This window comes from Pandoraea commovens, from assembly GCF_024704525.1.
GTDB lineage: Bacteria > Pseudomonadota > Gammaproteobacteria > Burkholderiales > Burkholderiaceae > Pandoraea > Pandoraea commovens.
Window position 1 is genome coordinate 1,916,292 of record NZ_CP102780.1, and the last position, 18,134, is coordinate 1,934,425.

Here is an 18,134-nt window from a genome sequence, read left to right on the forward strand (position 1 = left end):
GCCGGCCACCTTGCAACGCATTCTCGAACCCGGGCAGATCGAGTCCCTCGATCGCACCTCTATCCCCCGTCTGCGCATGCCGCAACGGGCCGAAGTCTTTTCGGCTCGTGCGGCACGTCTGCGCCAACTGGCCGACGGCCATCCGCTGGGCGATTACCTGCGACTGATGGCCGCACTGGTCGACGCGCAGCAACGCGTGCTCGACAATTTTCAGGCCGAGCGTCCGTCCCCCGAATCGATTGAACAGGCACAGCAGCACTGCATGCCGCTCGTCCCCGCGACCGGTGGCTACGATGCCGGTCGCTGGCAGCCGCTGCTCACGCCGCTGCTCGACGCAGTGGCGTCGCAGCCCGGGGTGTCCCCGGCAGTGAAGGCGGTGATCGATCGCGTGCGTGCAACTGACCCGGCGTCGCTCGAAGCGGGCGCGCAGGCGCTGCTCGCCGGTCATGGCAAGGGGGTCGATGCGGCGAGCGCGCCGTTCCTGATGGCGGCGCTGCAAGTGCTCTGGACGGGCGTGGCCAGCACGTTCGATTCAGGCGAGGTGCCGATGCTCGACGTGCCCAACGTGTGCCCGGTGTGCGGCACGTTGCCAGTGGCGAGCGTGGTTCGCATTGGCGGCGCGCACGAGGGCTATCGCTATCTGGCCTGCGGTCTGTGTTCGACCGAATGGCACATGGTGCGGGTGAAGTGCACGCACTGCGAGGCGAGCGAGCATGTGGCGTATCACGTCGTCGACACGGCGGGCGATGCCGCCGCTTCGGGCGAAGACGTGGCGGCAGCCGACGGCGGCCTTCTCAAGGGCAAGGACGGACGACCCAAACTCGACGAAGCGGGCAAGCGCGTTGCATCGTCTCCGATCCGGGCCGAGTCGTGCGACGACTGCCATAGCTACCGCAAGATCTTCTATCAGGACAAGGATCCGTTCGTGGAGCCGGTCGCCGACGATCTCGCGAGCGTGGCGCTCGACGTGCTGATGGGGGAGGCGGGATACGCGCGCGCCAACGGCAATCCGTTGCTCTGGCAAAACGCCGAGGAAGCCTGATGAAAGACGCAAGCGGGGCGATGCCGGTGGCCGACCAGGGGAGCCTGCGCGCGCGTGCGGCGGATCTGCCGTCGCTCGACCGGCTGTTGGGGATGTCCGAATTGCATGCGGCGTTGGCCGACTTTGGGCGCACTCAGGTGACGGCGGCATTGCGTCGCGATCTCGACGAGTGTCGTGCAGCAGCGCTCGCGGGCACGCTCTCGCACGACGCGTTGAGTCCGTCAGCATTCGGCGAGCGCATCAAGGCGGGATTGACCGAACGCAATCGCGCGACGCTGCGTCCCGTCTTCAATCTGACCGGCACGGTGCTGCATACGAATCTCGGGCGCGCGTTGCTGCCCGAGGCGGCCATCGAATCGGTTGTACAAGCACTCACGACACCGGCCAATCTCGAATTCGATCTGGCGACGGGCGGGCGTGGCGACCGCGACGACCTCATCTCCCCGTTGCTCTGCGAACTGACCGGCGGCGAAGCGGCCACGGTCGTCAATAACAACGCAGCGGCCGTGCTGCTGATGCTGGCGACGCTGGCGAAGCGTCGCGAGGTGGTGGTCTCGCGCGGCGAACTGGTGGAAATCGGCGGGGCGTTTCGCATCCCCGACATCATGACGCATGCGGGGGCGAAGCTCGTCGAGATCGGCACGACGAACCGCACGCATGCGGCCGACTATCGCAACGCCATCGGCGAGAAGACGGCGCTGCTGATGAAGGTGCATTGCAGTAACTACGAGGTGACGGGCTTTACCAAGAGCGTCGACGTGTCGGAAGTCGTGGAGATCGCGAAGCCGCATGGTGTGCCGGTGGCCGTCGATCTCGGCAGCGGCACGCTCACGCCGCTGGAGCGCTGGGGACTGCCGCATGAGACGACCGTGCAGGAGACGATTTCGGCCGGTGCCGATCTCGTCACGTTCTCCGGCGACAAGCTGCTCGGCGGGCCGCAGGCGGGCATGATTGTGGGCCGGAAGGACCTCATCGCGAAGATCAAAAAGCATCCGTTGAAACGCGCGCTTCGCGTTGGCAAGCTGACGCTTGCGGCGCTGGAGCCGGTGCTGCGTCTGTATCGCGATCCGGACCATCTGCCGGAGCGGCTGACGACGTTGCGCCTGCTCACGCGCACGCGCGCCGAGATGGCCGCGCAGGCGGAACGGCTGGTGCCGGTGCTGGCCAAGTCGCTGGGCGACGCCTACACCGTGAGCGCCGCGCCGATGGTCAGTCAGATCGGCAGCGGTGCCTTGCCGGTCGAGCAGTTGCCGAGCTATGGGCTGGCGATTGCCCCGGCAGGCGGCGGCAAACGCGGCAGTGGCCGTGCGCTCGCGGCGCTTGAAACGGCGCTGCGAGGTCTGCCGTATCCGGTGATCGGGCGCATTGCCGATCAGACACTCTGGCTCGATCTGCGCTGTCTCGAAGCGCATGACGAAATGCGTCTTTCGCGTCAGTTTGAGGAGTTGCGCGCATGATCGTCGGCACCGCGGGTCACATCGACCACGGCAAGACGAGCCTCGTTCGTGCACTGACCGGTGTCGATACCGATCGTCTCAAGGAAGAGAAGGCGCGCGGCATTTCCATCGAACTGGGATATGCGTACACGCCATTGCCGGATGGCGAAGTGCTGGGCTTCATCGACGTTCCCGGGCACGAAAAACTGATTCATACGATGGCGGCAGGGGCGGTCGGCATCGATTTCGCGCTGCTGGTCATAGCCGCCGACGACGGCATCATGCCGCAAACGCGGGAGCATCTGGCGATTCTGACGATGCTCGGTGTGAAGCGCGGCGTGGTCGCGTTGTCGAAGGCCGATCGTGTGGATGCTTCGCGTCTGGACGCCGTGACGCAAGAGATCTCGCAGTGGCTTGCGAATACACCGTTCGCGCAGGCCGACGTGGTGCCGGTATCGGCGACAACGCCGGGCGACGCCGGTGTGGCGACGCTGCGTGAGCATCTGACGCAGGCGGCCAGCGCGTTGCGTGCGTCGGGCAATGCGACGCGTCGCGACGATGCGTTGTTCCGTCTGGCCGTCGACCGCGTCTTTACTTTGGCGGGGCACGGCACGGTCGTGACGGGCACCGCGTTCGCTGGCACGGTGCGCGTGGGCGACACCCTCACGGTCATGCCGCAGGGCTTGCCGGTGCGTGTGCGCAGCATCCATGCGCAGAACCGGCCGGTCGAGACGGGCAGAGCGGGCGAGCGATGTGCGCTGAATCTCGCGGGTATCGAGCGTGATCAGCTTAACCGTGGCGACTGGATCGTCGCGTCGGGATTGTCGTCGCCCTCCACGCATGTGGACGTCGACATGCATTGGCTGGACGGCAGCGCGCCGCTCACGCAATGGTTTCCGCTGCACGTGCATTTAGGCACGACGCATGTGCAGGCACGCACCGTACTGCTGGGGGGCGACACGCTCGCGCCCGGTGCGTCGATGCGTGTGCAACTGGTCTTCGATACGCCGGTGTGCACGATGCCGGGCGATCGCTTCATCGTGCGCAATCCGCAGGCGACGGCGACTGTTGGCGGCGGACGTGTGCTCGATCCGGCGGCGCCCGAGCGCAAGCGTCGTTCGGCGGGACGTCTGGCGTGGCTGGATGCCGTAGCGCAGTACCTCGATGGCAACGGCTTGGATGCGTTGCTGACGCAGGCGCCGTTCGGGCTGACGAGCCAGCAGGTCGTGGCGATCACTGGTCTGCCTGCGTCGCAATGGTCTTGGCCATTGGGCGCCGTTGTCCTGTCGGGTGGTGAGGGGGAATCGCTGGCCTTCTCGCTGCAAGCATGGGAGGCGATGCGTGCCCGTGTGGTGGCGTCGCTTGGCGACTATCACGCACGCGTGCCCGACGAGCCGGGGCTCGATGCGGCGCGGCTTGGGCGCATGACGTGGCCATCGCTGGACGCGGCTCGCTGGCGCATCGTCGTGCAGGCGCTGCTGAGCGAGGGCGCGGTGGCGCGCACGGGGGCGTGGTGGCATCTGCCGACCCATCGCGTCGAAATGACGGCCGAGGAGACGGCGTTGGCCGAGGCGTTGTTGCCGAAGGTGGCGCAAGGCCGTTTCGACCCGCCGTGGGTGCGCGATATGGGGCGCGACCTGAATGTGCCTGAGGAGCGGGTGCGCGCTGTGTTGCGCAAGCTGGCGCGTCAGGGGCGGGTGCATCAGATCGTGAAGGACCTGTTCTACGACGATGCGTGTGTGCAGACGCTCGCGGGCATTGTCGCGGAGGGCGATGGCCGGGTCGAGGCCGGGGCGTTTCGGGATGCGACGGGTCTGGGGCGCAAGCGTGCGATTCAGATTCTGGAGTTCTTCGACCGTGCGGGATATACTCGCCGCGTTGGTGACCGGCATGTGCGGCGTCCCGGGGTGGAGTGGGGCGCGGCGTAGCGATTAGCGAAGTTTGACGGTCGCGGCATCAAAGGTGACGGTTTCGCGCGGTGCGTGGACGTCCACCTCATCATCGAGCAAGTGAAATTGCTTCGTCTGAAGGAAGGCATCCGTATCCGGTGATGCGGCCGGGCTTCAAACCCGGTTGGGGGCGTCAGACGCTCCCAGGTCGGTTCGACTCCGGCTGCTTTCCGCCACAAAATACTCTGAAGAGTTCTCCCTGACTCCCACTACCTTAGCGCACCCTGAGCGCGCAGGCGCTCTGGTCGGGGATGCACAAATTCATTTGGTTTGCAATCCTATGTAATGATCGGGAAGCGTGTGTTAAAGTCCGGCGTTTGCTTGGTGATATAAAGACAATGCAACACACGTCGGGGACTGAGATTCCTCAAAAAGACAGAATTGCGCCGCTAACATCGTTACGTTTCTTTGCTGCATTTTTCGTGGTTTTGTACCACTTGCAAGGAAGTATTATCCCAATGGCATCCTACAATCAGCTTGCTTTGGGAGTGTCGTTCTTCTTCGTTCTCTCGGGCTTCATTTTGTCTGCGGTCTATCCAGACGCGTCCAAAATGTCGCTCCCAAAATTCTATGTAAGTCGATTGGCACGTTTGTGGCCTGTCCACGCTCTTTGCTTCTTCGTCGTCGTCTTTCTGTATGACCCGGGGATGTTCACGAACGAGTTTTGGCAGCCGAAGTTGTTGGCTAATCAGCTCATGCTGCATGCATGGATTCCGCAGGCCGGGTATGTCTTCTCGTTGAACTCCGTTTCGTGGAGCATTTCGGCAGAGTTGGGCTTTTACTTGATATTCCCGGTGCTCGCTTCTTCTCGACAGCTGGGAAAGGTTGTCATTTTGATCGGTATATTGCTTGCAATAGCAATATTCCTGCTCGAATTCAACGACGCAACCGTTTGGTCGGATGACCCGTGGAAATTCTCTGCTGTTCTTCTGGTGGCGCAGAGTCCGTTTGCCCGGGTGTTTGAGTTTGCGGTGGGTGTGTGGGCAGCGCGTATCTACCGGAAGAACCGGTTTTCTCGCATCATTTCTGCCAATGCAAACACTTGGGAAATCTCGGCTATCCTTTTGCTGATTGGCTTCGCCGTATCTTCGCGCCACATCGTGGCATGGATTCTTGCTAACGGGTTCGATATCGTCGCGAGTTGGTTCGATGTGTCAGGAGGCGTCTTTGTGTTTGCCTTCCTGATATTCGTCTTCGCTCATTCGGCAGGCTACCTGAGTCGGCTGCTCTCAAACCGGATTCTGGTTTTCTTGGGGGAGGCTAGCTTCGCGCTGTACATGGTCCACCAGATCATCATCAAATATGCTCAGAGCAAAGGGTGGACGACGCTCTTGCCCTGGCCGCAGACGCTACTGGTCTTTTGCGTGGTGATCGGGGCGGCGACAGTCGCTATCTATGTCCTTTGGGAACGTCCGATGCGATGGCTAATCGTTAACGGATATTCGGCACTCGCGAAACGGATGAGCATGATCAAACGCCAATTCGCATCGTAGGGACGGGCCCTCGCGCGTGCTGCCGGTCCGAATCGAATGTATGGACGTGTATGGGTTTGAAAAATCTGACGGCAGCTCCAAATCCAATGCCACTTAGCCGCTTAAACGCGCGTCAACTGGAAACGTTTCTCGCGATTGTCGATTGCGGGAGCATCGCGCGCGCAGCGGATCGGGTGTGTCTGACGCCGTCTGCGGTGAGTCAGTTGCTCGGTGAACTGGAGCGCGAGGTCGGCTTTCGACTCTTCGACCGGACGACGCGACGCGTCACGCTGACCGTCGCGGGCGCCGACTTTCTACCGGCCGCCACCGCCGCCATGACGCAGCTTCACGCGGCAGAGCGGTCGGCGAAAAACATCCGGGACCGTGCGTCCGGCGTTATCCGCGTTGGTGCGCCACTGGTGCTTTGCGCGGCCGTGTTGCCCGATGCCATCGCGGCGTATCGCGAACTTCATCCGAAGGTGACGATTCGACCGACGGACGTCGAAGTCGAAAACCTCGTGTCTTCGGTGGCCGACGGGGAAATCGATATCGCGCTTGGTCCGAATCAGCCACTGGGCGATCGGGTGAGTGCGACGCTGTTGTTCGATAGTCCGTGGGTCGTCTGGTGTTCCCCCCGACACGCGCTCGCGCGGTACGACGTCGTACCGTGGGAGGTGTTGCGCGAAACGGCCATCGTCGCCACCGGACGCGATCACGAGTACAGCGTCACGCGCATGCTCAGCGATCAGCCTGAGGGCAACCGCGTATTCCCCGTCGAGATCGTCGAGAACGTCACCACGGCATTCGGCATGGCGCGTGCCGGACTGTCGGTGACGCTCGCGCCGGACTACGTGCAGGGCTTTGCCCGCAGTCAGGAACTGGTCATGCGGCGCACCGGCAAACCGGAAACGATCCGGCAGATCTGCCTCTATCACGCCAAAGAGCGCGAGCTGTCGCCAGCGGCAGCAGGTTTCCACACGTTCCTCATTCGCTGGGTCGACGACTGGTATCGAGCGCTGACACGGTAATGCAAGGTGTGCGGCGACGCGCCCGATTTGCGCATTCGTAAGCGCCCTTAACGAATCCCTAAGTAGAAATCGCGAAGCGGGCAGTGGGGGCGCGTAGACTCCTCCGGGTGATCAGGAGACACGCAGAACCATGAAAAACGAACATTCCCCACATTCCGCTTTTGCATCGCTGACGCAACCGAAGGGCATGAGCGACGCCGAATGGGCGGCGCGATGCGAACTGGCCGCCTGCTACCGCGTTTTCGACTATCTCGGCTGGACCGAGCTGATCTACAACCACATCACGCTTCGTGTAACGGACGCCAGTCCGCCCGCGTTTCTGATCAACCCGTTCGGTCTGCATTACTCGGAAGTGACGCCGCGCAATCTCGTCAAAGTGGACGGGCAGGGCAATATTCTCGGCGGCAGCGACTACCCGATCAATCCGGCCGGATTCACCGTGCACGCGGCGCTGCACCAGGGGTTGCCGGGGGCGCATTGCGTGATGCACACGCACACCACCGCAGGGGTTGCCGTCGCATGTTCCGCTGCGGGTCTGCGCAGCGACAATTTCTACAGCGCGCAATTGCAGGAACGCGTGGCGTATCACGATTTCGAAGGCGTGACGGTGCATGCCGACGAAGGGCCGCGCTTGCTTAGCAGCATCGGTGACAGGAGAGCGGTGATCCTGAGAAACCACGGTCTGCTCTCGTGGGGCGGCAGCATTCCGGAAGCATTCACCTACCTCTGGACGCTGAACCGCGCCTGCGAGATTCAACTGGCGACGAGCATGATGGGACCGTCGCTGGCCATCGCGCCCGAGATCACAGCGAAATGCGCGCGCGATGCGCTGCAATTCGACCCGGCCTACGGTGCCGGACGAGACGTCTTCGAGGCACTGGCGCGCATCGCACTCAAAGCGTAGCCCCTGCCTTCAACGATCCGATGATTTCGATTGCTGAAACGCGAATGCGCCCACATCGCTGCGCGCCTTCCCTGGTGCGGCGTCCACCGATAGGTAAGACGTTCGGGACACGATAAGTTTCACGCAGGATCCTCAACTTACTCAACTCGCGCGATTGCGCGAATCAATGCGGTTCGATCCGAATTTTTTTTTGCCGGGTATTTGATGGGCATTTGATAAGGAATGCTTATCAATACTTTCTAAGTGAATTTCGGCACCCCCATTCGAATCGCTCGTAAGGAAGGACCCTGATGAAAAAGCTAACGATGTCGTGCCTCATTGCCGCCGCACTGACTAGTGGATTTGCCGCTGCGGATGTGGTGCAGGCTGCCAGCACGGTAGAAAACGCCACTGCGGTCGCTGCGGACCGCCAGACACAGGTCGAAGACGCGTTGGTCAGCATCTTCGAGAATCTCACGCTGCGAATCCGTTACGACTACATCGAGAATCTGAAAGATGGCAGGGGATTCACGGCGGGACGCGCGGGCTTCACGTCCGGCACGGACGATCTGCTGCAGGTGGTACAGGAATACACGGTACGCAAGCCGGATAATGCACTGGCGCCGTACCTGAGTGCACTTCGCGCAGTGAACGGCAGCGACTCGACGGCCGGACTCGGTGGCTTTCCCGAAGCGTGGCGCGCCAGTGCCACCGATCCGCAGATGATCGCCGCGCAGGACGCCGTCAACGATCAGCTCTATCGCGTGCCCGCACACAAACTCGCAAACAAGTTGGGTCTCGTGCTGCCGCTCTCGCGCGCAGCCTTGTACGAAGCTGGCATCCAGCACGGCTACGGCAGCGACCCGGACTCGGTGAAGAAGATTGCCGAGCGTGCGTCGGCGCAGGCAGGGGGCGCGCCGTCCGCTGGCGTGGACGAGCCGACATGGTTGCTCACCTTCCTGCAAATGCGTCGCGCCGATCTGCTCAATCCCGCCAATACCGCTTCGGCCGCCGAATGGCAGAAATCGGTCGGCCGAGCTGACGCCATGATCACGCTGTACCACTCCGGCAACTTCGATCTGACGCAGCCGATCACGATTTCGGTGTTCGGAAAGACGTTTCAGTTCTGAAGGTAGGAAAGAGTACGCAGGAATGCCGCAGATAGCGATAAAATCGGAAATTCCTTCTGCGCTGCGGCCAGATGGCAGCGCGCCGTGGTGAAGCACGGCGTTCCTTGCGTCCTCTCTATTGTTTCCCACGCCGAGTCACAACGATGACCAAAGACGAACTGGAAAAGGCCATCTCGATGCGTTTCCAGGAGATGCCGCCGAAGCTTCGTCAGGCGGCCCGGTATGTGCTCGATTCCCCGAAGGAAGTCGCGCTGCAGTCCATGCGTACCGTCGCTGCGCGCGCGCAACTGCAACCGGCGTCGATGCTGCGTCTCGCGCGGGAGTTGGGGTTTTCGAGTTACGAGGATTTCCGTTGCGTCTATATCGACTGGCTCTCGGCCGGGCCGTCGGGGCTGCTGGAGCGTGCGGAACAGTTGCGCGAGCATTCGCGTGCGTCGGGCGACGACCGGATGCTTGCCGATTCGCTGGCCAATGAATACGGGAATCTCGAAGCCACGCTGTCAAAGCGCAATGAGAAGGGCTTTCACGATGCCGTCAATCTGCTGCGTAGCGCCAGCCGCATTTACGTGCTGGGTCTGCGCAGCCTGTACCCACCGGCGTTTTACCTGCACTACGTGCTGTCGACCTTTCAGGACAACGTCACGCTGATCTCAGGCGAGGGCGGGGCGCTGATCGACGACATGCGACGTATCGGCAAGACCGATGTCCTGCTGTGCTTCACGGCGCACCCCTACACCGTGGCGAGCGTGGAGACGACCCGGTTCGCACGCCAACGCGGGGCGACCGTGATCGCAGTAAGCGACAGCGCGCTGTCTCCCGTCGCGACGCAGGCGCACACGTGTATCGTGGCACCGAATACGAGCCTGTCGCTGTTCCCGTCGATTCTGCCTGCGCTCGCCGTGGCGCAGACCCTCGCGCAGTTGCTCATCGCCCACGGCGGCGAAGAGACGCTGGCCGAAGTGGCGAACAGCGCCGCGCAACTGCACGAGTTCAACATCTACACGGCCGACGACTGAGCGCTCTGCGTGTTCTTGATGAGCCCGAAGTTCGGGCGTCGGCGCAGCGCGAAGTACAGCCCCACGATCATCAGCGCCGTCCCAACCATAAACCAGAACTGGAAGCGCGAATCCGGATTGAACGCCTGCGAGAGCAGCACAGCTACCAGCGTGAGGAAAGCAATCGCGTTCGAGTACGGGTAGAACCATGCCTTGAAGCTCGACGCTTCCTGATGCTGCACCGGTTGACGCGCCATTTTGCGACGCATGACGAAGTGGGCCACGATGATGAAGATCCACACGGTCATGACGAACGCGCCGCTGCTCTTTGCGAGCATGAGGAACAGGTCGCCGCCGCTCACGAAGTGCACCGCCAGAATACCCAGACAGATCGCGAAGCTGAAGGCCAGCGCGTTGATCGGCACACCACGCGCGTTTGTGCGGGCGAACATCGGCGGGGCATAACCGCGCTGGCTCAGCGAGTACAGCATGCGCGAGTTGGAGAACAGGAACGAGTTCATCACCGACATGAAGGACACGAACAGCACCGCCTTCATCGCCAGCGCAGCATTCGGGAAGCCAGCCATGCTGAAGAGCGAGACGTAAGGCGAAGCCAGGTTGGCCTTGTCCGTCCACGGCAGGCAAAGAATGATGATCGACACCGAGCCGATATAAAACACCAGCACGCGGAAGATCACGCTGCGAATCGCACGCACCACGTTCTGGCGCGGATTCTCCGACTCCCCGGCAGCGACGGCGGCGATCTCGCTGCCACCCAGCGAGAAGATCACGACCATGATGCCTGCGATGACCGGCGAGATGCCGTTCGGCATGAAGCCGCCGTTGCCCGTGAGGTTGATGAAGCCGGGCGCGGGAATCTTCGCTTGGAAGCCGAACAGGATCGACAGGCCGAACAGCATGAAGATCACGATGGTCGCGACTTTGGCGAACGAGAGCCAGTACTCCGCTTCACCGAACGAGCGCACCGAGTAGGCGTTGCTCACGATCAGCGTCATGAGCATGACGACCGCGCCGCCCCAGACCGGTAGCCAAGGCAGAAACTCGTTGAGAATCGCGCCGAGCAGGATCGCCTCGATGGTGATCGTCATGAGCGACTTGAACCAGTACAGCCAGCCCACGGCGAAACCCGCCCACTCGCCGAGATAGGTGCTGGCATAGGTGGAGAACGAGCCTGCGTCGGGGTTGCGCGAGGCCATCTCGCCGAGCATGAACATCACGAACGTGACGATCAGGCCGCCGACAAGATACGAGAGGATGGCCGCCGGACCGGCGGTCGCAATGATGGCGCCCGAGCCGACGAACAGGCCGGCGCCGATCACACCACCCAAGGCAATCATGGTGATGTGTCGCTGTTTGAGGCTTTGACTCAGCGAGTTCTGCTGCATGGTCGAATTCCCTGTTGTGTAAGGTTTATGGGACGACAGTGCGACGTCGATGAAAGCGACGCGACCGGAGCACCGATGTCTCCGTCGGTGCCTCGTGTCGGTTAAGTCGCGCGGGGGATGTCAGCGCAGCGCGGGGGCGATGGCCGCCTGAATGGCGCCGTCGAGTCGCTCGACGACCTGATCGATTTCCCCCTCGTTGATGACGAACGGTGGCGCGAGCATGATGTGATCGCCTTGCTTGCCGTCGATGGTGCCGCCCGCCGGATAGCAGGCAAGACCACGCGCCATCGCTTCACGCTTCACCGCCGTGTGGACCGAGAAGCGCGGGTCGAACGGGGTCTTCGAAGCGCGATCCGCCACCAGCTCGATACCTGCGAACAGGCCGCGGCCACGCACGTCGCCGATGTACGGGTTCTGTGCAAACCGATCGTTCAGTTGGTCCATGAGGTACTGACCGCGTGCACGAACTTGGGCGAGCAGACCGTCGCGCTCGATGACCTGTTGCACGGCCAGTGCGGCAGCACAGGCGGTCGGGTGCGCGAGGTAGGTGTGGCCGTGATGGAAGAAGCCGCTGCCAGCGCTCATCGTCTCGACGATGCGCTTGCTCGCGAGCACCGCACCGATCGGTTGATAGCCGCCGCCAAGGCCCTTGGCGATGGTCTGGATGTCCGGCGCGACACCTTCCTGCTCCCAGGCGTGCAGCGTGCCGGTGCGACCCATGCCGCACATCACCTCGTCGAGAATCAGCAAGATGCCGTAGCGGTCGCACACTTCGCGCACCGCCTTGAAGTAACCGGCCACCGGCGTGATCACCCCGGCGGTGGCCCCGCCAATCGTCTCCGCGACGAAAGCGATGATTGAATCGGCACCTTGTTCGAGAATCGTGGCTTCCAGTTCGCTGGCCAGACGTTGCCCGTATTCCACCTCGGTTTCCTGATCGCGCTGATCGCGGTAGGCGTAGCAGGGCGAGACGTGCGTGACGTCGATCAGTAGCGGTTCGAACTGCGCACGTCGCCAGCGGTTGCCGCCGATGGCCAATGCGCCGAGCGTGTTGCCGTGATAGCTCTGACGGCGCGCAATGAAGCGGCGGCGCTGCGGCTGACCGATCTCGACGAAGTACTGGCGCGCCATCTTGAGCGCGGCTTCGACGGCCTCCGAGCCACCGCTCACGTAATACACGTGGCTCAGGCCCGAGTCGGCGGGTGTATTGCGAATCAGGTTGTCGGCCAGCGCTTCGGCGACTTCAGAACTGAAGAAGCCGGTGTGCGCGTACGCCAGCTTGTCGATCTGCGCGTGCATGGCGGCGATGACGTCGGGATGGCCATGGCCGAGGCACGAGACGGCGGCACCACCGGAGGCGTCGATGTACTCGCGACCTTCGGCGTCCTTGAGATAGACACCCTGGCCGCCGACCGCGATGGGCGGCTGGTGACGCAGATGACGATGAAAGACGTGACTGGAAGAAGCTTGACTCATGATGTCAGGGGGCTCGGGGGCGGTAAGACGGTAGGGCGGAAAGACGACTGAACGGAAAGCCGAACATCAAATTGAACAAATGTTCAATTTGCGAAATCGTATAGCACATGTGTTCATTTTTTGATGAGTAAAAACCCTGAGGTTTGGAATGTGCCGTCTCGTCGGATGAAGACATGGGGCAAGCGGCGACGAATAAGAAAAAACCCGCCGAAGCGGGTTTTAGGGGGAACGAGCGAGGAGGGCGGTTACTTCGACGTGCCGTTCGATGTTGCCAGCGCTGCGATGCCCAGCCCCATGTACAGCAGGCCCGCGATGTACTTGCCGATCCCGGGCTTCTTGCTGCGGTTGGCGAGTGCGCGGCCGATGGTGCGGGCGAGGGCAGCGTAGGTCGTGTCGCTCACGCCTCCCACGAGGACCAGCAACAGGCCCAGCGTGACGATCTGCAGTGGCACATGACCGAGCGATGGCGTGACGAATTGCGGCAGAAACGCCGCGATGAAGAGACCCGTCTTCGGATTGAGCAGATTGACGAGGAAGCCTTTGCGGATCGTCTCGCCGAGCGCACGGGATTGGGATTGCGGTGCGGCTGCGGTCCTCACCGCCGACGGCTTGCTGCGAATGACCTTGATACCCAGATACACGAGGTAGCCAGCGCCCAGCAACTTGATGGCATTGAACAACCACGGCGACGCCAGCAGCAGCGCCGTGAGACCGGCTGCGGCGAAGCTCACGTGCACGAGCGTGGCGAGCATCACGCCGAAGCAGGACGCAAGGCCGAAGCGAAAGCCCTGACTGGCACTCGTCGTCGAAATGTAGATGGTCGTGGGACCGGGAATCGCCACCATGATAAGCACGGTGGCGAGAAAGAAGGGCAGTACGTGGAGGTCGATCATGCCGGAATACACAAGACGGATAGAGGGGCATCGTAACACCGGGCAAGTCGCCGGTTTAGACATGCGTGAGCGTTTTCGGACGAATGCTCAACTCTCAAGTGCCATCGCAACGCAGCGTTGAATGTCAGGCGTCCGTCTAAGCCCTTTCCTCGCGTCTTTGCAAGCAGGAATCGGGATACAGTGGCCGGGCATCTCACCCCCCATTCATCATCATGAAAATCATCAAGTCGTCGTTCAAACCGTTACTGGCCATGCTGGGCGTAGTTGCCGCAGCGGCCGCGCTGCAAGCCGCACCATCCGCAGCCGCCGAGCTATGGCAGACGTTGCCGCCGACCCCGGCCCCGGCCAAATTCGACCGCACCGGCTTCGCCAATGTGAATGGCATTCGTCTGTACAACGCCGAGGTGGGCAAGGGCAGCCCGGTGTTGCTGCTGCACGGCGGTCTGGCGAACTCGGACTATCTCGCCAAACAGGTCGATGCGCTCAAGGCGCACCACCTCGTAATCGCCGTAGACACGCGCGGGCACGGGCGCAGCACGCGTGACGACCGTCCCTACGGTTATGACCTGATGGCCGACGACGTCATCGCGTTACTCGATCAATTGCACATCAAGAAGGCCGACGTCGTGGGTTGGAGCGATGGCGCAATTCAGGGTATCGACCTGGCGATCCGCTATCCGGACCGTGTGGGGAAGATCGTGGCGTTCGGCGTGAACACCAACACGGACGGCCTGAAGCCGGACTTCGACAAGAACCCGGTGTTCGCCGAGTTCATCAAGCGTGCGGCCAACGACTACGCGAAGCTCTCGTCTACACCGAAGGAGTACGAGGCCTTCCTGAACCAGATCGGCAAGATGTGGGAAGGACAGCCGAACTGGACCGACGCCCAACTGAAGACGATCAAATCGAAGGTGCTGATCCTCGACGGCGAGCACGACGAAGGCATCAAGCTCGAGCACAACATCTACATGGCGCACACGATCCCTGGCGCACAGTTGATGATCCTGCCGGGCGTCAGCCACTTCGCGTTCATTCAGGATCCGAAGATGTTCAACTTCGCGATCACGCATTTCCTCGATAACTGAGGCAACGGTTTAGCCGGAGGCGGAGCGCCCAGCTCCGCCTCATCGTTTACCCGCAAACTTCCCCGTCCTGCAGCTTTTGTCATTGACCGGCAAATTGTTTTTTGCTGGTATACCAGTTATGAACCAGACCCGACGCACCCCGGCCCTGAGCGAATCGGCTTACAGCGCCATTCGCAACCTGATCGTTTCCGGCGAAATCCGCGCGGGCGAGGCGCTGTCCGAGCGCGCGCTCTCAGAGCGTTTCGGCATCAGCCGCACGCCCGTGCGCGAAGCGATTCGCGCGCTCGCCAACGACGGTCTGCTGGAGATCGTGCCCATGCGCGGCACCTTCGTGCGTCAGTTGTCGGTGCGGGATCTGAGCGAAATTCACGAAGTGCGCCTCGCCCTCGAAGGCATGGCGGCGTGGCTGGCGGCGCAAAAGGGCGTGACGCCCGCGCTGGAAGAAGTCGCCGTGCGCCTGCGTGCGCTCGACGCACAGGGGATCGAAGGCATCGAACTCGACGTCGACATCACCCAGCGTGTGGGCTGGCAGTTCCACGAAGCGATGTTCGCTGCGGCCGACAACGTCCGGCTCACCGAGACCTATCACGCGTTGCGCACCCAGAACGGTCTGGCGCTGCAACGCATTCCGCATTACGACGCCGAGCGCACCCGCACCGCCGTTCGCGAACACCTCGCGATCTTCGATGCCATCGCCGCCGGGCGTCCCGAGGAGGCTCAGCGTCATGTCTGGGACCACCTCACGCACGCCATGCAGGCTCGCTTGCAGGCGCTCGTTCCACCTGCGGCGCCGTCTGTGGTGCCTGCCGCGCTGTTGGCGCAGGCAACCACTGCGACACCCGCAGGCAAAAGCCGCAAGCGCTGAACGTCTCGCGGCGTGTGATGCCGTGCCAGTCCAGATGCGCCGCAACGCCACGTAATTTCCGGAGATAGTCGTCATGTCGTCAAGCACTGCCAGCAAGAAGAAGCGCCTCCTTCCGTTACCCATTCAGATGCTGATCGGTCTGGCACTGGGCATCGGTTGCGGCATGGTCGCCCCGGCGCTCGCCACGAAGCTCATGCCTGTGGGCACCGCTTTCGTGCAAGCCGTGAAGATGATCGTCGTGCCCCTCGTCTTCACGGCGATTACGCTCGGCATCTATCAGATGGGTCACAACGCACGCGCCCTCGGCCGTGTCTCCGCCATCAGCCTGATCTACTTCTTTATCGCGACGCTCGTCTCGATCGTGATCGGACTCGGCCTGAACGCGATCTTCCACCCCGGGCTCGGCGCGAATCTCGCGGCGGCGCACGCGTCGGCGAAGCCGATTGCCGCCTCGGTGGACTGGACCAAATTCTTCCTGGAGATGATTCCGTCGAATATCTTCGCAGCGATGAGCGGCAGCAATCTGCTGCCGGTGCTGGTCTTTGCCGTGCTGCTCGGACTGGCGCTGTCGTCCATCGGCGAGCGTGCGAAGCCGCTCGTCGGCGTGCTCGACGCGCTCATGGGCGCAGTGTTCAAGCTCACCGACTGGATCATCTCGCTCTCGCCACTGGCGATCTTCGCGATCATCTCGTGGCTGTTCGCCACACAGGGCATCGGCACGATTCTCGCGCTCGTGAAGCTCGTCGGCACGATGTACCTCGGCCTCGGCGTGCTGCTGGTACTGTTCTGGATTCTGCTCAAGGCAATCGGCGAAAAGCCGTGGGCGACGACGCGCGCCATCGGTGAGCCGGTGATTCTCGCGTTCGCCACGCGCTCGTCCGAAGCCACACTGCCGTTGCACATGGAAAAGCTCATCGCGATGGGTGTGCCGAAGGCCATCGCATCGGTCGTGCTGCCGCTGGGCTACGCGTTCAATCGCGACGGCTCGATCATGTACTTCGCGCTGGCCGTCGGCTTCCTTGCCGATGCCTACCACGTGCCGCTCGACATGCCGACGTTGCTCTCCATCGTGCTCGTCACCACGCTCGCCAGCAAGGGCAGCGCGAACGTGCCTTCGGGCGGTCTCGTGGCGATTGCGATGGTGCTCACGACCATCGGCGTGCCCATCGAAGCGCTCGCCATCATTGCCGGTGTCGATGCCTTCCTCGACATGGGCCGTACTGCCATCAACGTTTTCAGCAACACCGTGGCCATCAAGCTCGTCATGAAGCTCGCCGGTATTCCGTACGAATCGCCTGAGGCCGTGCAAGCGGCGCTCGCCGCCGAGTCGGAAACCACGCGCGTCGGCAGCCATGCCCACGGTCAGGAGTTCGCATGACCTCAGGCAATACCGAACGCTCCGTCGATCTGCGAAGCGATACCGTCACCCGGCCCACCGCACTGATGTGGGAGGCGATGCAAACCGCGTCGCTGGGTGACGACACGCTCGAAGGCGATCCGACCGTGCGCGCGCTGGAACATCTCGCGGCGGTCGTCACCGGGAAAGAGGAGGCGATGTTCGTCGTCTCCGGCACGATGGGCAATCTGATCGCTTCGCTGTGCCACGCCACGCGTGGCGGCGAAGCGGTGCTCGACGCGCAGGCCCACATGGCGAAGTCGGAGGCGGGCGGCATGTCTCGCCTCGCGCATCTGTACCCGGTGCTCATTCCATCGGTGCGCGGCGAGATGAATCTCGATCAGCTGGCCGGGGCGTTGCGTCCTGGCTTTTCGCGTTATGGACAGCCGACGGCGATGGTTGCGGTCGAGTCCACGCACAACCACTCCGGCGGCTACGTGCCGTCATTGTCGTATCTGGCCGATGTTCACGCGCTCGCGTCGCGTGCGGGCGTGCCGGTCCATATGGACGGTGCGCGCGTGTTCAATGCGGCGGCGGCGCTGGGTGTCGACGTCGGTCAGATCGCCGCGCATTGCGAGAGCCTGACGTTCTGCCTCTCGAAAGGGCTGTCCGCACCGATGGGCGCGATGCTCGTCGGCTCGCACGCAATGATCGAACAGGCGCGCACGTTCCGTCGCATGACAGGCGGCGGGCTGCGTCAGGCGGGCATCATGGCGGCAGCGGGGAAGGTAGCGATGGAGACGATGGTTGCGCGACTGGCCGACGACAACGCGCGTGCGCAACGTCTGTGGGACGGGCTCGCGCAGATCGATCCGCAACTGGTCGATTCGGTGCCGTCCACGAGCAACATTGTGCGCTTGCGTGTCGGCGAGCAACGCGAGGCGAACCCGCGTGCGTGGGAGGCTGCGCTCGCGGAGTACGGCATTCTGGCGCGCGCGAGCGGCACGTCGATGCTGCGGCTCGTGACGCATCGCCATATCGGTGACGAGGATATCGACGAAACCATCGCCGCCATCGCGTCGATTCGCGATACGTTTGCCTCGCGCGCCACGCCGTTGGGTGTTTCCTGATCCGGCGT

General features: G+C 62.7%; 15 protein-coding genes and 1 tRNA gene. 13 read left to right on the forward strand and 3 right to left on the reverse strand.

The genetic code is table 11. From position 1 onward, the window contains the following. The first annotated feature begins 10 nt into the window (after positions 1 to 10). From fdhE to NTU39_RS09080, 9 genes are all read left to right on the forward strand, one after another. The gene (fdhE, locus tag NTU39_RS09040) at positions 11 to 1,042 is read left to right on the forward strand and encodes a formate dehydrogenase accessory protein FdhE (protein WP_150665630.1); all 1,032 of its coding nucleotides are present in this window, start codon (positions 11 to 13) and stop codon (positions 1,040 to 1,042) included. Then, a complete protein-coding gene (gene selA, locus NTU39_RS09045; RefSeq protein ID WP_257959691.1) occupies positions 1,042 to 2,499 on the forward strand; it encodes an L-seryl-tRNA(Sec) selenium transferase in 1,458 nt (485 codons plus the stop codon). The genes fdhE and selA overlap by 1 nt, the downstream gene beginning before the upstream one ends. After that, complete coding sequence (gene selB / locus NTU39_RS09050; RefSeq protein WP_257959692.1) at positions 2,496 to 4,406, forward strand: selenocysteine-specific translation elongation factor; 1,911 nt, start codon at positions 2,496 to 2,498, stop codon at positions 4,404 to 4,406. The genes selA and selB overlap by 4 nt, the downstream gene beginning before the upstream one ends. A 101-nt stretch (positions 4,407 to 4,507) precedes the next feature. Next, positions 4,508 to 4,603: transfer RNA gene (locus NTU39_RS09055), tRNA-Sec, on the forward strand. Between the two features lie 162 nt (positions 4,604 to 4,765). Continuing rightward, entirely contained in the window at positions 4,766 to 5,920 is a 1,155-nt protein-coding gene (locus NTU39_RS09060) for an acyltransferase family protein (protein WP_257959693.1), read from the forward strand. 86 nt (positions 5,921 to 6,006) lie between these two features. Next, complete coding sequence (locus NTU39_RS09065) at positions 6,007 to 6,927, forward strand: LysR family transcriptional regulator (protein ID WP_150664654.1); 921 nt, start codon at positions 6,007 to 6,009, stop codon at positions 6,925 to 6,927. A gap of 187 nt (positions 6,928 to 7,114) precedes the next feature. After that, entirely contained in the window at positions 7,115 to 7,831 is a 717-nt protein-coding gene (locus tag NTU39_RS09070) for a class II aldolase/adducin family protein (protein WP_246184616.1), read from the forward strand. A gap of 290 nt (positions 7,832 to 8,121) precedes the next feature. Further along, on the forward strand, positions 8,122 to 8,940 hold the full coding sequence (locus tag NTU39_RS09075; RefSeq protein WP_257959694.1) for a chitosanase: 819 nt from the start codon (positions 8,122 to 8,124) through the stop codon (positions 8,938 to 8,940). A 143-nt stretch (positions 8,941 to 9,083) separates the two neighbouring features. Next, a complete protein-coding gene (locus NTU39_RS09080) occupies positions 9,084 to 9,956 on the forward strand; it encodes a MurR/RpiR family transcriptional regulator (protein WP_150664657.1) in 873 nt (290 codons plus the stop codon). On the opposite strand, the gene NTU39_RS09085 is transcribed toward NTU39_RS09080, so the two are convergent. The 3 genes from NTU39_RS09085 to NTU39_RS09095 all read right to left on the reverse strand — a co-directional run bounded on the left by NTU39_RS09085 (position 9,938) and on the right by NTU39_RS09095 (position 13,710). Next, positions 9,938 to 11,341 (reverse strand): amino acid permease, encoded by a 1,404-nt coding sequence (locus NTU39_RS09085; protein WP_150664658.1) that lies wholly within the window; start codon positions 11,339 to 11,341, stop codon positions 9,938 to 9,940. The genes NTU39_RS09080 and NTU39_RS09085 overlap by 19 nt on opposite strands. A 120-nt stretch (positions 11,342 to 11,461) precedes the next feature. Next, on the reverse strand, positions 11,462 to 12,817 hold the full coding sequence (locus NTU39_RS09090) for an aspartate aminotransferase family protein (protein ID WP_257959695.1): 1,356 nt from the start codon (positions 12,815 to 12,817) through the stop codon (positions 11,462 to 11,464). Between the two features lie 245 nt (positions 12,818 to 13,062). Next, the gene (locus NTU39_RS09095) at positions 13,063 to 13,710 is read right to left on the reverse strand and encodes a LysE family translocator (protein WP_174984702.1); all 648 of its coding nucleotides are present in this window, start codon (positions 13,708 to 13,710) and stop codon (positions 13,063 to 13,065) included. Between the two features lie 212 nt (positions 13,711 to 13,922). Between NTU39_RS09095 and NTU39_RS09100 the strand changes: the two genes are divergently transcribed. The 4 genes from NTU39_RS09100 to NTU39_RS09115 all read left to right on the forward strand — a co-directional run bounded on the left by NTU39_RS09100 (position 13,923) and on the right by NTU39_RS09115 (position 18,126). Beyond that, a complete protein-coding gene (locus NTU39_RS09100) occupies positions 13,923 to 14,795 on the forward strand; it encodes an alpha/beta fold hydrolase (RefSeq protein WP_217426161.1) in 873 nt (290 codons plus the stop codon). 118 nt (positions 14,796 to 14,913) lie between these two features. After that, the gene (locus NTU39_RS09105; RefSeq protein WP_257959696.1) at positions 14,914 to 15,660 is read left to right on the forward strand and encodes a GntR family transcriptional regulator; all 747 of its coding nucleotides are present in this window, start codon (positions 14,914 to 14,916) and stop codon (positions 15,658 to 15,660) included. A 73-nt stretch (positions 15,661 to 15,733) separates the two neighbouring features. Next, positions 15,734 to 17,038, forward strand: coding sequence for a dicarboxylate/amino acid:cation symporter (locus tag NTU39_RS09110; protein ID WP_217426162.1), 1,305 nt, complete (start codon positions 15,734 to 15,736; stop codon positions 17,036 to 17,038). Further along, entirely contained in the window at positions 17,035 to 18,126 is a 1,092-nt protein-coding gene (locus tag NTU39_RS09115; protein ID WP_150664662.1) for a threonine aldolase family protein, read from the forward strand. The genes NTU39_RS09110 and NTU39_RS09115 overlap by 4 nt, the downstream gene beginning before the upstream one ends. Positions 18,127 to 18,134: the final 8 nt, after the last annotated feature.